At 62.3% G+C, this 14,941-nt stretch carries 16 protein-coding genes and 1 pseudogene; 8 read left to right on the top strand and 9 right to left on the bottom strand.

The annotated features are described in order from the left end of the window. Entirely contained in the window at nucleotides 1-351 is a 351-nt protein-coding gene (fliN, locus tag JWQ24_RS11920) for a flagellar motor switch protein FliN (RefSeq protein ID WP_299807877.1), read from the top strand. A gap of 53 nt (nucleotides 352-404) precedes the next feature. Further along, nucleotides 405-1,784 carry a sigma-54 dependent transcriptional regulator gene (locus JWQ24_RS11915; protein WP_299807876.1) on the top strand — a complete coding sequence of 460 codons (1,380 nt, stop codon included), beginning with the start codon at nucleotides 405-407 and terminating at the stop codon, nucleotides 1,782-1,784. Here the strand turns inward: JWQ24_RS11915 and JWQ24_RS11910 are convergent. Next, a complete protein-coding gene (locus JWQ24_RS11910; RefSeq protein WP_299808021.1) occupies nucleotides 1,781-1,960 on the bottom strand; it encodes a hypothetical protein in 180 nt (59 codons plus the stop codon). The two genes, JWQ24_RS11915 and JWQ24_RS11910, sit on opposite strands and share 4 nt — an antisense overlap. A 184-nt stretch (nucleotides 1,961-2,144) precedes the next feature. Here JWQ24_RS11910 and JWQ24_RS11905 point away from each other — a divergent pair, with 184 nt between their 5' ends. From JWQ24_RS11905 to JWQ24_RS11880, 6 genes are all read left to right on the top strand, one after another. Continuing rightward, entirely contained in the window at nucleotides 2,145-3,254 is a 1,110-nt protein-coding gene (locus tag JWQ24_RS11905; RefSeq protein WP_299807875.1) for an ATP-dependent RecD-like DNA helicase, read from the top strand. 92 nt (nucleotides 3,255-3,346) lie between these two features. Continuing rightward, complete coding sequence (locus tag JWQ24_RS11900; RefSeq protein WP_299807874.1) at nucleotides 3,347-3,760, top strand: BA14K family protein; 414 nt, start codon at nucleotides 3,347-3,349, stop codon at nucleotides 3,758-3,760. A 204-nt stretch (nucleotides 3,761-3,964) separates the two neighbouring features. Continuing rightward, complete coding sequence (gene msrA / locus JWQ24_RS11895; RefSeq protein ID WP_299807873.1) at nucleotides 3,965-4,681, top strand: peptide-methionine (S)-S-oxide reductase MsrA; 717 nt, start codon at nucleotides 3,965-3,967, stop codon at nucleotides 4,679-4,681. Nucleotides 4,682-4,701: 20 nt separating this feature from the next. Next, a complete protein-coding gene (msrB, locus tag JWQ24_RS11890; RefSeq protein WP_299807872.1) occupies nucleotides 4,702-5,115 on the top strand; it encodes a peptide-methionine (R)-S-oxide reductase MsrB in 414 nt (137 codons plus the stop codon). Between the two features lie 162 nt (nucleotides 5,116-5,277). Further along, the gene (locus JWQ24_RS11885; protein ID WP_299807870.1) at nucleotides 5,278-5,658 is read left to right on the top strand and encodes a hypothetical protein; all 381 of its coding nucleotides are present in this window, start codon (nucleotides 5,278-5,280) and stop codon (nucleotides 5,656-5,658) included. 248 nt (nucleotides 5,659-5,906) lie between these two features. Continuing rightward, nucleotides 5,907-6,197 (top strand): hypothetical protein, encoded by a 291-nt coding sequence (locus JWQ24_RS11880; RefSeq protein WP_299807868.1) that lies wholly within the window; start codon nucleotides 5,907-5,909, stop codon nucleotides 6,195-6,197. Nucleotides 6,198-6,256: 59 nt separating this feature from the next. Here JWQ24_RS11880 and JWQ24_RS11875 read toward each other — a convergent pair whose 3' ends face one another. The 8 genes and pseudogenes from JWQ24_RS11875 to rpoD form a co-directional block, all read right to left on the bottom strand. After that, nucleotides 6,257-6,775 (bottom strand): DUF4112 domain-containing protein, encoded by a 519-nt coding sequence (locus JWQ24_RS11875; protein ID WP_299807866.1) that lies wholly within the window; start codon nucleotides 6,773-6,775, stop codon nucleotides 6,257-6,259. Between the two features lie 46 nt (nucleotides 6,776-6,821). Further along, entirely contained in the window at nucleotides 6,822-8,048 is a 1,227-nt protein-coding gene (locus JWQ24_RS11870; protein ID WP_299807864.1) for a GGDEF domain-containing protein, read from the bottom strand. A 187-nt stretch (nucleotides 8,049-8,235) separates the two neighbouring features. Beyond that, complete coding sequence (locus tag JWQ24_RS11865) at nucleotides 8,236-9,057, bottom strand: lytic murein transglycosylase (protein ID WP_299807862.1); 822 nt, start codon at nucleotides 9,055-9,057, stop codon at nucleotides 8,236-8,238. A gap of 683 nt (nucleotides 9,058-9,740) precedes the next feature. Then, a complete protein-coding gene (locus JWQ24_RS11860; protein ID WP_299807860.1) occupies nucleotides 9,741-11,537 on the bottom strand; it encodes an ATP-binding protein in 1,797 nt (598 codons plus the stop codon). 464 nt (nucleotides 11,538-12,001) lie between these two features. Then, nucleotides 12,002-12,244 (bottom strand): annotated as a pseudogene (locus JWQ24_RS11855) (DUF2442 domain-containing protein); the annotation flags it as partial. A 16-nt stretch (nucleotides 12,245-12,260) separates the two neighbouring features. Further along, nucleotides 12,261-12,401, bottom strand: a complete 141-nt coding sequence (locus JWQ24_RS11850; RefSeq protein ID WP_299807858.1) for a hypothetical protein — start codon at nucleotides 12,399-12,401, stop codon at nucleotides 12,261-12,263. A 121-nt stretch (nucleotides 12,402-12,522) separates the two neighbouring features. Continuing rightward, nucleotides 12,523-12,951: a DUF4345 domain-containing protein gene (locus tag JWQ24_RS11845; protein ID WP_299807856.1), complete on the bottom strand. Its 429-nt coding sequence runs from the start codon at nucleotides 12,949-12,951 to the stop codon at nucleotides 12,523-12,525. A gap of 355 nt (nucleotides 12,952-13,306) precedes the next feature. Further along, nucleotides 13,307-14,941, bottom strand: a 1,635-nt coding sequence (gene rpoD / locus JWQ24_RS11840; protein ID WP_299807854.1) for an RNA polymerase sigma factor RpoD, incomplete at its 5' end; no start/stop codon positions are given.

Genomic DNA, 14,941 nt, shown 5'->3' with positions numbered 1-14,941 from the left:
ATGAGCAATCAAGACTCCCACGTGCCGCTGCCCGACCTCAATTCGGCTGAGCCGATGGCGATGGGCGACATCGGCTACAACGACGACGAACAGGTCACCCGGATCGCCGCCGACCTCGAAGCGGTGTTCGACGTGCCGGTGCAGGTTTCGGCCGTGCTCGGCCGCTCCAAGATGGATGTCGGCGAGCTCTTGAGGCTCGGACCGGGCACGGTGCTCGAGCTCGATCGCCGCGTCGGCGAGGCGATCGACATCTACGTCAACAACCGGCTCGTCGCGCGCGGCGAAGTGGTGCTGGTCGAAGACAAGCTCGGTGTCACCATGACGGAAATTATCAAGGCAGAGCGCGCCTGACGCGCCCGATCCGGCGCCTGAACGGCGCCACCAAGAGATAACAGGAGACCACCATGCGGCTTCTTATCGTCGGCACCCTCAAGGGTCAGCTCACCACCGCCACCAAGATCGCGATGGATAACGGCGCTTCGGTCGTCCACGCCGAGGATCTCGATCAGGCGATGCGGGTCCTGCGCGGCGGCAAGGGCGCCGACCTGCTGCTGGTCGATGTCGCGCTCGACATCCGCGACCTCGTGATCCGGCTCGAAGCCGAGCACATCCACGTGCCGATCGTCGCCTGCGGCATCACCAACGATGCCCGCGCCGCGGTCGCCGCGATCCATGCCGGCGCGAAAGAATACATCCCGCTGCCTCCGGATCCGGAACTGATCGCCGCGGTGCTGGCCGCCGTCGCCAACGATTCCCGCGACCTGATCTACCGCGACGAGGCGATGGCCAAGGTGGTGCGGCTGGCGCAGCAGATCGCCGGCTCCGACGCCTCGGTGATGATCACCGGCGAATCCGGCACCGGCAAGGAAGTACTGGCGCGCCATGTTCACGCGCGCTCGCATCGCGCCAAGAAGCCGTTCATCAGCATCAACTGCGCCGCGATCCCCGAGCACCTCCTGGAATCCGAACTGTTCGGCCACGAGAAGGGCGCGTTCACCGGCGCGATCGCCCGCCGCATCGGCAAGTTCGAGGAAGCCACCGGCGGTACGCTGCTGCTCGACGAAATCAGCGAGATGGACGTGCGGCTGCAGTCGAAGCTGCTGCGCGCGATCCAGGAGCGGGTGATCGACCGCGTCGGCGGCACCCGCCCGGTGCCGATCGACATCCGCATCATCGCGACCTCGAACCGCAACCTCGCCGACGCCGTGCGCGAAGGGACGTTCCGCGAGGATCTGCTGTTCCGGCTCAATGTCGTCAACCTCAAGATCCCGCCGCTGCGCGATCGCCCGGCCGACATCCTCGAACTGGCGCAGCATTTCGCCAAGAAATACGCCGACGCCAACGGCGTGCCGATGCGGCCGATCTCCGCCGAGGCACGGCGGGTTCTGACCATCAATCGCTGGCAAGGCAACGTCCGCGAGCTGGAAAACACCATGCACCGTTCGGTGCTGATGGCGTCAGGCGACGAGATCGGCGCCGATGCGATCCTGACCCCGGACGGCGACCGCCTCGACCTGGCCAAGACCGTGCCCGCCGTGGCGCACGCGACCTTCGCCGCCGAGCAGGTGACGCGGGCCTTGGTCGGCCGCACCGTGGCCGATGTGGAGCGCGACCTGATCCTGGAGACGCTGAAGCATTGCCTCGGCAACCGGACGCACGCCGCGAATATTCTGGGCATCTCGATCCGCACGCTGCGCAACAAGCTGAACGAATATGCCGACGGCGGCCTGCCGATCACGCCGGCGGGCTCGGGCGACTACCGCGCCATGGTGGCGATGGGCTAGGAACGACGCAGACCGGGCGCCTGCGAATATTTCGGCGCGTCCGGTTTGCGGAAAATCTTGATCGGCTCGCCCGGCACCAGTTGAGGCCGGGTGAACATCACATAGGCGTACAGCGCCAGATAGCCGATCGCGAGCGCGCCGATCAGATAGACGATTCCGCTTCCGACGCGCTTCAATTTGCTTCCCACCCGGGATCTCCTGTCCGCCAGCCGCAAATCCGGCGGCATCCGGCCCATACCTGCGCCATGCGGCGATATTGGGCAACCGCCGGGCGGCGCGCTTGCACCAGACGCCCGAATGGTTAGCTTGCCCCTGTGAGTCGCGGCCGCATCCTGCTGGCCGGGCTTTTCCCGAGACGCCATGCCGACCTTTACCCCGCATCAGGATGCCGCGCTGAAAGCCGTCGACGACTGGCTGAAGGCCAAACCCGGCAGGAACGGCACGCCGCCGGTATTCCGGCTGTTCGGTTTTGCCGGCACCGGCAAGACGACGCTGGCGCGGCACATCGCCGACAATGTCGATGGCGAAGTGAAATACGCCGCCTTCACCGGCAAGGCGGCTCTGGTGATGCGCAACAAGGGCTGCGACGGCGCCTCGACGATCCATTCGCTGATCTACCGCGCCCGGGAATCCGGCGAGGAGCAGCCGAATTTTGAATTGTGGGACGACGCGCCGGCTTCCAAGGCCAAGCTGATCGTGATCGACGAATGCTCGATGGTCGATGCCGATCTCGGTCGCGATCTGATGTCGTTCGACTGCCCGCTGCTGGTGCTCGGCGATCCCGCGCAGTTGCCGCCAATCCAGGGCGGCGGCTTCTTCACCGACTGCGAACCCGACATCATGCTGACCGAGGTGCATCGCCAGGCCGAGCACGATCCGATCGTGCGCATGTCGATGGATGTGCGCGAAGGCCGCGAACTCGAGATCGGCCGTTATGGCGAAAGCGAAGTGGTGTCGCGCAGGGAGCTCGATCCGGAGCGCGTGATGGCCGCCGACCAGGTGCTGGTCGGCCGCAACAACACGCGGCGGTCCTACAACATGCGGGTGCGCCAGAAGCTCGGTATCGAGGATCTCCTCCCCGTCGCCAACGACAAGCTGGTCTGCCTGCGCAACAACCGCAAGAAGGTGCTGTTCAACGGCGGGCTGTGGCGCGTGAAAGCGCGCGCGACGTCGAAATCCCAGATCATCACCATGCGGCTGGCGCCGGACGAAGACTTCGGCGGCAAGGTCACCAAGGTTTCGGTGCGCGCAGATTGTTTCAGCGGCGGCGTCGAGACGCTGAGCTGGGAGCAGCGCAAGCCCTATGACGAGTTCGACTATGGCTACGTGCTGACCGTGCACAAGAGCCAGGGTTCGCAATGGGACGACGTGGTGCTGTTCGACGAGAGCTTCGCCTTTCAGGAAAGCCGCGCGCGCTGGCTGTACACCGGCATCACACGCGCCGCGAAGCGGCTCAGCATCGTGATCTGACGCGCGGTGTTATGACGCAGCCTTGGTGCGGAGGCATTTGGAACGTTGGTGCGTTACACCCGTTAGCCTTCACGCAACACGCAGGAGTTTTCATGTCCACATTCAAGACTTTGACGTCGGCGGTACTGATCGGCGCGACCGCGCTGACCTTCTCGGTTCCGGCGATCTCGGCGCCGATGATCAATCAGGCGCCGCTCGCTGCTTCCGTCCCGACGGCGACAGAGAACGTGCAGTATTATGGCGGCGGTGGACCCCGCCGTGGCTATGGTTATGGCGGCGGTTACCGCGGACGCGGCTACGGCCGTGGCGGCGGCGGCAACGGCGCGCTGATCGGCGGCCTTGCGGCCGGCGCGATCATCGGCGGCGTTATTGCGGCCGGTGCGGCCAACCAGGCGAATGCAGCGGCACAACAGAATTACGATTACTGCTCACAGCGCTACCGATCGTATGACCCGCGTTCGGGCACCTATCTGAACAATGACGGCAATCGTTACCCCTGCCCGTAAATAAAGCCCCAATTGCTTCAGCCGCGAAACGCAAGTTTCGCGGCTTTTTCATGCGTGGTTGCTCTCACGAACTCGTGTCCGGGAAGTTGTAACGACGGCGGCGCTGCTGCGTATCTTGAGGTATCGGACAGCCCTGCGGATTGCGAAGCGCGCGGCACGGTCTAGAATGCCGATGCTCCCGGCTCGTACCCAAGAGGATATGCCATGCGCTCTACCCTCAGCCGTCTCACACTCTGCGCCGCCGCGATCGGCGCGCTGGCGATCTCAACCGTTTTCATCGCGCCAGGCTTCGCTGCCGAAGACGCCGTAATCATCCCCGCACCTGCCGTTGATGCCAAGGCATCCGACGGCATGCAGACCGCGGTGATTGCCGGCGGCTGTTTCTGGGGCGTGCAGGGCGTGTTCCAGCACACCGCCGGCGTCGTCAATGCCGTGTCGGGTTATGCCGGCGGACCCAAGAGTGCAGCGAATTACAGCGCGGTCTCCACCGGATCGACAGGCCACGCTGAAGCCGTCGAGATCAAATACGATCCGCGGAAGATCAGCTACGGCAAGATCCTGAAGATCTACTTCTCGGTGGCGCACGACCCGACCCAGCTCAATCGCCAGGGACCCGACTCCGGCACGCAGTATCGGTCGGAAATCTTCGCCACCACCGCCGAGCAAAAGCAGGTTGCGGACGCCTATATCGCGCAGCTCAATGCCGCCAAGGTGTGGAAGAAGCCCATCGTCACCAAGGTCGGAACGCTGGACGGCTTCTTTCCGGCCGAGGCCTATCACCAGGACTACCTGACGCTGCACCCCAACCAGCCCTATATAGCGATCAATGATATTCCGAAGGTTGAGAACCTGAAGAAGATCTTCGCCCCAAACTATATCGAGAAGCCAACGCTGGTGAGCAGCGCCAAAGCCACCAACTGACGGCTTCGGAAGGAGACATGATGAGCGACACCAGAAGCATCGCCGGCAAGGTTGAAAAGTCGGAGGCCGAATGGCGCCGCGAGTTGACGCCTATGCAATATGCCGTGCTGCGCGAAAAGGCGACCGAGCGGCCGGGCACCGGCGAATACGAGCATGACCACACGCCCGGCACCTTCGTCTGCGCCGGCTGCGGCCAGACATTGTTCGAGTCGGATGCCAAGTTTGATTCCGGCTGCGGCTGGCCGAGCTTTACGCAACCGGCGCTGGAGAGTCATGTCGATGAAGAACGCGACGTGACGCACGGCATGGTGCGCACCGAAGTGCTGTGCTCGAAGTGCAACGGCCATCTCGGACATGTATTTCCCGATGGCCCGGGACCGACGGGGCTGCGCTATTGTATCAACTCCGCAGCCTTGAAACTACAAACGAAGTAATTATCTCGGTTCTATCGAACTTGTTAACCGCCCCGTGTGACCAAGGCTTGTGATCGAGCCCTATCGCGCGGGGCGTTTCTGTCTCGGGATCAGTGCCTGCCTCTTAATATGACATGCCTCATCCGCATGCACCCTACGAAAATCAGTAAGAAAGCTACCGTTATGTCGACCCGTTCAAACCGCTGGCTGCTTGGCCTCGGCCTCGCCGGCCTGTTGCTCGAGACCATCGTCTCGCATCCCGCGCTGGCCACCGACAAGGTCTCGCTGTTCAAGGTGATATCCGCGCGCGACGAGATCGTGATCGGGATGACCGACGATCAGATGTCGAAGCTGGAAGCCCCCAATGCCGGTGGCCTGGCCCGGCAACTGGTGTCCAAGGGCACAATGACGGTCTGGCAATATGCCGTGCGCAAGGCCGAGGCCGGCGCGCTGGAACAGGCGCCGCTGCGCCAGATCGGCCTGATGTCGCACGACGCGCTGCGCATCGAGCCCTATACGACGCCGCTGAAGGTCGTGCGTATCCCGGATCTGACCGAACAATAGCGATAAATCCACGGGCCGCCGCTGCGCTGCGCACGCGAATTGTCCCCTAAGCCGTTTCAAACACAGCCATAATAGCGAAATACCACCGCGAAACAGCGATTCATCATGCTGTATCCGTGCTGTCGCATTTTGTCGAAACGTGCTTATATTGGGGTCTGTCCAGAAATGATGTTCTGCGGGTGGCCAATCGGCTGCTGTCGCGAAGAAAGCGTCGTTTCGTTGCGTACATTCATTTGAGGTCCCGGACCATGGCAGCCTTCAGCTATAACACCGCCGCAGAATTGTTTCCCGCAGCCATCCGCAAGAAGAAGCGCGCCGGCTTTGCCTATCGCCGCTTCGACACTGCAGCCGCCGCGGTGCAGTTTGCGATCGAGCAGCTGCCGGCGGATTCGTTGAACGGCGCCTATCTGCAGGTCGAAGAGGCCCGCTTCGACCAGAGCGGCATTCGCACGCTGTATGAGAGCGAAGACTTTCCGCTTGAGCGCCGTGCGATCGAGCCGGCCGCCGAGCCCGCCACCGACGACGCGGACGCTGCTTAAGGCATTTTCCAGAGGCGTCATCTGATCGGAAAACCACTCCCCACCTTTCCGGATCGCGCCTAGATCCGCGGCTGCTTGTCGAGCCACTTCCGCAACATCCTCATGTTGCGGACGTTGGCTCGGAACATGACGTCGAAGGCATCGCCGACGAACGGCATGATGCCGACAACGCCGTCCAGCGCCACATTGCCGAGCATGCGTGATGTCACGTGCCAGGGCGCGCCGAGCGCACGGGCCTCGCGCACCAGCCACAGCGAAATCGCCGTGGTGATGATATCGCCGATCACCGGAACCAGTCCGATCAGCCCGTCGATGCCGTAGCGGATATTGGTGCCCGGCACGACAAAGGCGACATCCAGCAGTTTCGCCAGCGCCTCCAGCCGCGCCACGCGCTCCTCGCGCGTGAGCGCCGCGAACGGGTTGGCCTGCGACGTCCCGAATTCAAAATGAAAGCCGGACGCATCCGGGCGCAGGCCCTCGGGCCGGATCTCGCGGCCGTCCTGATCGATGATCGGGCCGCTCGCCATACCCGGGTGGGCGGCAGTGGCGGTGCGGGAAAATGGGCGCTGGTTCGGCATTCCCGTCACATGGGGAGCACGTCTGCTTTCCGCAAGCGGCACGGCGTCACGCCCGGCTGCGCTCGTGTCTTGCCGGCATCGCGTCACCGGCCTCAGGCGCCAGCGGCGGCGCGTGCAGCGGGCTGACGGCACAGGCGTTCTTGCCGTTGTGCTTGGCGGCGTAGAGCGCGCGATCAGCGCCAGCGACCAGGAGCTCGGGATCGGCGGCGATATACGCCTCCCATTGCGCGACGCCGATCGAGGCGGACAGCGGCTGTTCTGCGGGGCCGCAATCCGCGGCATCCAGCCGGCACGCCTGAAGGATACGCTCGGCGATCGAGGCCGCATCAAGCAGAGCGGTGGCCGGCAGCACGACGCAGAATTCATCGCCGCCGGTGCGGGCCAGCATATCGCCGGGCCGCAGCATGCTCTGCGCCATCAGCGTGAAGTGGCGCAGGCTGGCGTCGCCGGCGGCGTGGCCGTGGCTGTCGTTGATCGCCTTGAAGCCGTCGAGATCGATCGCCAGCAGTGCGAACGGCACCTCGGAGCGCACCGCACGGGCGCACTCCTCATCGAGCCGCTGCAGGAAATGGCGGCGGTTGGCGACGCCGGTGAGATCGTCCACCAAAGCGAGATCGGCGAGTTCGCCGCGCAGCGCATCGATCGCCATCAGCAGCAATCCGAAATTCCACGCCATCGATAGAAACACCAGCAGCAGCACCATCGTTGCCTGCACGGCGTTGAAATCAATCAGCGTGACCTCGCCGCCGAGCGCGACCATCGCCGCGCCCGAGCGCAGTAGATAGACGACGATCAGCAGCGCCCCGGCTATACCGGCCAGCCGCGCCACCTGCGTGGACCGGCGCCCGCGCCCCGCCAGCAGCATATGCGTCGCGGCCGCCAGAGGCGCGGAATGGACCACCGAATAGATCGTGATACGCATCGCCATGTTGTCGTGCCACAGCGTGAACAGCGCCAGGCCCGCCATGCCGAGCGCGGTGCCGGCGATGGCATAGCGCCAGGACACCGGGCGGCCATAGAACTTGAACACGCCGAACGCGCTGAGGAAGCTGATGAAGATCAGGATGCCGCCGCTGGCCAGGATCGGGATCGCCGGATCCATCGCGCCGCGCAGCAGCGAGATGCCGGCGCCCACCGAGGTGCCGAAGCTCGAGACGGCCCAATAGCGCGCCGGGATAAATTTCGGATAGGCGTAGGCGACATAGGCCCAGACCAGGCCCAGCGCGAAGAAATTGACCAGAAACACGGCCCACAACGTCGGCATGCTCAGCATGGCAGCCAACGCCGCTGGCCGCGGGCGCTGTGCGCCTCGCATATTTCCATCGTTTTCATCTGCTTCGCACGTCCCGTATTTCGTGGGTAACGTGCAACCGGGCGGGTTAAGGGAGTCTCACCGCGCGTGCGAAATCCACAGCCTGGTTATGAAACCGTGAAGGTCGCGCGCGGACGCGAGGAAGCCGCTAGCCGCCACGCAGCCGGTCGGCGAAATAGCCGATGGTCTTGCGGTAGATCGTGGCCCGGTTCCACTCGCGCATCGCCTCGAAGTTCGCGGTGCCCTCGCCGTAAGGCTGGCCGCCCTTGAAGCCCGCGGTGCGCAAGAGGTTGGCGGTCGAGGCCAGCACGTCGGGCACCGAGTGCCTGAGATCGACATGGCCGTTGCCGTCGAAATCGACGCCGTATTTGATGTAGGACGACGGCAGGAACTGGGTCTGGCCGAGCTCGCCGGCATAGGCGCCGATCAGGTCGGACTTCGGCAGGTCGCCGCGCTGCAGGATCTTCAGCGCCGCCAGCAATTCACCCTGGAACAGCTCGGTGCGTCGGCAATCATGCGCCATCGTCGCCAGCGTGCGGATCACCGGCATCTTGCCAATGTCGCCGCGGCCGAAATCGCTCTCCAGCCCCCAGATCGCCACCACGATTTCCGGCGGCACGCCGAAGCGCGCCTCGATGCGCGACAGCAAAGCGGCGTGCTTGCTCAGCATCTGCCGCCCGATCGAGATGCGGCCGGCGCCGACCCGCGTCGAGACATATTGCTCGAAGGTCTTGTTGAAGGTGCCGCGCTGGCGGCGATCGAAATTCAGCACCGCGGGGTCCTGCGTGACGCCGGCAAACGCGCTCTGGATTACGCCCTGCGAGACGCCGGCGGCGGCGGCCTCCTGCTGCATCGTCGCCACGAAGGCGTTGAAATCGCCGCCGCAGCGCGCGGCGAAGGCCGGGGCTGCGAGCACGAACGGCGCCAGCATCAGCGCGCCTGCAGCGATCACCCAACGACGTCCCAGCATTTCGCGATTCCTTTTGATTGAGCGACGATCATGCCATGCGCGGCATCGACCCGTCAAAACCGTGGCCGGGCGCGGACGCGGGGCCGCGATCCCGCGGCGCGAAGCGCGCCCGGGGGGGGGGTCATTCCCCGCCCTCTCGGATGAGAGAGCGCGCGGAACGCCGGGTGCCCGATGCACCCTTGGGCCTGGACGCCAGCCGTATTCGGCAGGGAGTGATGCGCCAGGACTTTCGGACAACCGGATCAACCGGCGTTCCGCACGCGGTGGGTTTACGACTTGCTTCGCGACACCCCCTGGTGCCCGACCAGCCTTAGCGCACCATCCATGATCCAGGACGAGGATCGGGGCCATCGCAACTTGGGCCGTTCGCGGAAGATGCGTCCGTCCGTCGTGCGGCACGCGGGATTGGTCGTGGTCCGGATGGCGACGGCGCCACCGCGCCAGTGGAGTTCTGGCACCGCGACTGTGTCCCGACCCGGCGTCGGACCTCCCCCTTGCACCGCGCGACGCCGCATCTCCGGCGTCCACCGCATCCCGCCCCGCAGACCGTGACGATCGCGAGCCGCCTCTCTCAGTGAGACGAGACGGAGGGGATTATAATGAGGATTATTATCCACGTCAACACGATAAGGAAAATAATCTCCAACCCTATTGCGAAGCCCCTAGATATATTCGAATCGAGATTAAGCCGCTTCTTGAGGCTGGATTACTAACTCGTTGAAGCCCTTTATCTTACTACCAAGAGTGCGCCGAATGTGACTGCACATCCAATATCGCTGCATAACTACAGTGGTGAGCGCCTCACGAGAAATGGCTCGATCAAAGTCATCTAAATTCCAATGTTGCCTATTTCGCAGGGACAAAGCCCCAGCGACGCTTTCGATCAAAACCTGCTCAAATGCTTCCTTCACCACATCCTCAATTACGGGCAATAACTCCGGCGTATCGTGGTGATTTTTGGAAAAATAGGAAATCAAATCTGTTAGTCCTAAAAAATTTTTGTTTGCGACTATCTGATTATCAGACGGTAGATATTCCGCAGCTCGGTCCCTGAGCGATTCAGTTTCTTCCAACCAGCTCAATTTTGGAAACGGGTCGGGAGAAACTAGATCGGCGGGCACGCCGCTTTCATCGTCCACCAATTCGCTAAGCAAGGACGTCGCGAGCGCGCCAGATTGTACACCCGTCCCGCCGGCGCCATTGATAGAACCCTGGTTTCCCTCTGTTGAATGTGCAGTTCCAAGAGGCACTTCGAAATCTGGATTGGCCCGAAGCGCGCCTTTACTCGATCGACGATAGCGACTAATTCGGAAAAGTTCTTTCAACGACTTAAGTCGCTCGCGAATCGAATCTGCATGCGAGTCTTTCGAATTATCATTAATCAGCTTATCGAGAAATTGGCGCAGGACCGGCGGCATATTCTGGCGGAATTCATCCTGCCAAACGTCCCATTTTAGTGGAGATCCGTCAGGCCGAACCAAGCCCGTCCGCGAAGTGTTTTGCACTACATTCTCGGGTTCGACGTAGATAACGACACGATCACGACCAAAAATTACTCCAAAATAGGCAAGTCGATTTGATCGAGCGTCGCTAATATCAAATATTTCATCTTCGTTAAGCAGAGCGGAGTGCCCCTTGACTAACTCCCTGCCATGCCCATCCGCCGCTTCCGGCATGATCCACCAGTAGACCTTGGCGCCTGTAACCTGAACTTCACCAAAGTTTTCAGCCTTACCATCCAAGACGGATTTCTGGCCATATACTCGAAGAAGGTGATTGTGTTTTTTGTCCGAGATTTCTCGATAGTACCCAATTCGCGCAAAAAGATCGACACACTCAGGAACCTTAAAGAAGCGGGTATTAAGGTATCGAATGATCCACGACTCCCGAATCCCACCGACTCCTTCGGGAGGAAGCATCGTATCCTGATCAGGCAGCATACCCAGCAAAGTCACCCTTGTGCCATGCTTGGTAATGATCTTCGGCTTTTTATTTAGAGGAATTTTCGGGGCATATTCAGTCAGACCGCTAGACTGCACTACCCCTTGAAGCCCGTAGACTCCCTCATCCGAATTATAGCGAATAACCACTGCATGGCCGCCCCCGTCGCGCCAAGACTCGTAAAGAATGCCTTCGTGATTTCGGGTAAGCGCACTGATCTTCGCCCCTACGCCGTAGTTCCTATGATGATTCGTCGAACCGGTCGCTGACAAGTTGTTAAGCAGGCTCACCATCTGGCCCGCGGTCATCCCGTCACCGCTGTCGGTGAATGAAATTTTATAATGACTCGTTGAAGCGTGAAGCGAATCGTTGAAGTCTACTTCAACTCTACCAACACCGCCCGCTCTCTGTCGGGCCTCGAAGGCATTTTTAACAAACTCTCTCAAAAACTGAGTAGGAGTGCAGTCGCGGCCGAGATTTTGGATTAGTGCGGTCAACCCACTCGAATTTACACCTGTCGGCTGAAAGTTATTCGACATGGAAACCTCATTACATTGAAAGAATGAGGATCCCGGCCCGCAAAGGAGGCAAGCCAAGGCACTGAAGACCACCCTTGGAAATCACCGATACACAGCTTAGGGGACAAGATCCGCGGAAATTATCTCAGATGCTTTTGGCCGTACGAGGTAACCCTTTCGACCAGCCAACTGCACCGTCTAACTTCTTAAGCCTATTCACGAGTTAAAACTGAATGCAAGTACTTGTGATCAAACATCATAAATCGTAGTTCGGACGAGCGGATCTATATCCGGGATTTCAAGCGTAGCACCGGAGATGATACTGGGTGTCGCTTCGCTCATCCGGGCTACATGCGACTATCAGACTTGTCCGCGTACTTGCCTCTCCTCGCCCCCCCCCGATCAAATCGAGAGCAGCCCTCCCCCGCAAGGAGGGAGGGGGCATGACCGACAGCGCATGGGGTTGGGGGTAACGCCGGATGAACCTATGCGGCCGCGTTCCGGACCAGCGCGCCGGCGGCTTCGATCTCGCGGCGAAGCCACTCGGGCGCCATGTCGTAGCCGTTCGGCCAGGTCGGCGCAGCGTCTTCGAGAAAGACGCGGGCGAAGTAGGCGGGATCGCGCAACGGCTCGATCATCGGTCCGGTCTCGGTGAGTGCGTCGGAAAAGTGGTACTCGCCCATCGTCCCGTCGCTGAACGTGGCGTGCAGACGGTGGCCCTCAAGGCATCGGAGTTTGGAGACCTTAGCGGTTGCCCATCACCTGGGTCAGCCATTGCCACGGCATGAGCGTCTGCGCGACGCCGCCCGAGAGCGGCGACGTTCCGCCGGAGGCTGCGGGGACATCGAGATGATGGAGCGCGAGCGGCGCGAGCATCATGGCCATCGGCAGCCTCCTTGAGTGAGGTGAGAACCCGGATGGATCGTGATTTCAGGGGCAGTCTGATTTGCGACGTTCGCTTCCGCCGTCGCGCGTGGCATGTTCGCGGACACGTCGCCCTCCCCGGCTACTCGCCAACCCCCTGAACGGCTTCGCCCGTCGCCGCCCTCTGCCGGTTGGTCATCAGTTGCGCGGCGATGATGATCCACGGGATCACCAGCTCCGGCGCGAGATAAGTGAGCCACAAAGCGGCGGGTTCGGGCAGGCCAACCTTGCTGATCGACAGCACGCGGCCGAGGCCGCCGACGAAGGCCGTCAGCGCGAACAGGAAGATCAGCGTGTTGTGCTGGCGGATGGTGGAGGCCGCCCACAGGCCGGTGACGCCCGACATCAGATAGACGCCGCCCATGAAGCGATGCACGTTGTCTAGCCGCGGCGCGGTCTCCGGCTGGCCCAGATACATCTGCAACGCGCCGCCGAACACGGCGATGGCGCCGACCAGAAACAGGCAGACCTGGGCAACGCGCTGGCTGGGCAGCATCGGTTCGGCAGACATGGCAATTCCCCTGTGCAGGCCGGAAATGGCCCAGCCCGACGCTAGCGCGGGAATCAATGCAATCAAAGGGTGTGTTTTTGGGGTGCAGGATGGGCTTGCCCTCTCCCCGGCCCTCCCCCGCAACGGGGGAGAGAACAGAAGCCGCGGCGCGCGTCTCGTGCCCCGGATGCGATGCGATACGCAGTATCGCTTCGCTGATCCGGGGCCCATCCTTGCTGAGCGTGTGGCCTGTGGGTCCCGGACCTGCGCAGCAGCGCTTCGCGCTGCGGCGCGTCCGGGACACGAGAGTGTGGAAACAAAAATGCCCGGCGTGAGCCGGGCATTTTAGTATCAGTCAATATTGACTGACCGAAGCTTAGTTGTCCAGGAAGCTACGCAGCTTGCGCGACCTCGACGGGTGCTTCAGCTTGCGCAGCGCCTTGGCTTCGATCTGGCGGATGCGCTCGCGGGTCACCGAGAACTGCTGGCCGACTTCTTCCAGTGTGTGGTCGGTGTTCATGCCGATGCCGAAGCGCATGCGCAGCACGCGCTCTTCGCGCGGCGTGAGCGACGCCAGCACGCGCGTGGTGGTCTCGCGCAGGTTCGACTGGATCGCGGCATCGATCGGCAGTATCGCGTTCTTGTCCTCGATGAAGTCGCCGAGATGCGAATCTTCCTCGTCACCGACGGGGGTTTCGAGCGACAGCGGCTCTTTCGCGATCTTGAGAACTTTCCGGACCTTCTCCAGCGGCATGCCGAGCTTTTCAGCCAGCTCCTCCGGGGTCGGTTCGCGGCCGATTTCGTTGAGCATCTGCCTGCTGGTGCGCACGATCTTGTTGATCGTCTCGATCATGTGCACGGGAATGCGGATGGTGCGCGCCTGATCGGCGATGCTTCGCGTGATCGCCTGGCGGATCCACCAGGTCGCGTAGGTCGAGAACTTGTAGCCGCGGCGGTATTCGAATTTGTCGACGGCCTTCATCAGGCCGATATTGCCTTCCTGAATGAGATCCAGGAACTGCAGGCCGCGGTTGGTGTATTTCTTGGCGATCGAGATCACCAGACGAAGGTTGGCCTCGACCATTTCCTTCTTGGCCTGGCGGGCTTCGCGCTCGCCCTTCTGCACGCCGTGCACGATCTTGCGGAATTCGCCGATCTCGAGCCCGGTGAGACCCGCGAGCTGCTGGATCTCGCTGCGCAGTTCCTTGATACGGTCCTTCTCCACCGCGACGAAGTTCTTCCAGCCCTTGGCCGAGAGTTTCGAGACGCGGTTCAGCCACTTCGGATCGAGCTCCGATCCGACGTAGTTGCGCAGGAAGTCTTCGCGGGCGACGCCGTGGCTGTCGCCGAGGCGCAGCAGGCGACCCTCGAACGACACGAGGCGCTTGTTGATGTCGTAGAGCTGCTCGACCAGAGAATCGATACGCGCCTGGTTCAGCCGCAGCGACTTCACCTCGACGATGATATCGTCCTTGAGCTTCTTGTACTTGCGCTCCTGCGCCGGCGACAGCGACTCGCTCTGCAGCTGGTTGGCGATGTCCTGCTCCTGCAGGCGGCGCAGCTTCTTGTAGGCATCGGCGATCTTGTCGAAGGTCTCGACGACCTTCGGCTTCAGCTCGGCCTCGATGGCCGCCAGCGACATCTGGTTTTCGAATTCGTCGTCGTCACCGTCACCGTCGCCTTCGGCGGCGCTTTCAGACGGCGCGGCGGGAGCGGGTCGCGGCGGCGCGGCGCGGAACGGCGTGGCGCCCGCGGGGGCGGCCGGCGGCGCCGAAATGGCGTCCGGCGAGGTCTGGCCATCGGCGCCGACCGGGGCCGCTATCAGCGCCGGGTTCATGTTGTTCTTGGCGTCGGGGCCGGCGTAGGTCGCCTCGAGATCGATGATGTCGCGGAGGAAGATCTTTCCCTCGTTGAGTTCATCGCGCCAGATGATGATGGCCTGGAAGGTCAGCGGGCTTTCGCAGAGCCCTGCGATCATCGCCTCGCGGCCGGCCTCGATGCGCTTGGCGAT

The organism is Tardiphaga sp., assembly GCF_028290495.1.
Lineage (GTDB): Bacteria > Pseudomonadota > Alphaproteobacteria > Rhizobiales > Xanthobacteraceae > Tardiphaga.
The sequence above is the reverse complement of the archived record's forward strand: the minus strand, read 5'-3'. Positions and strand labels throughout refer to the sequence as shown.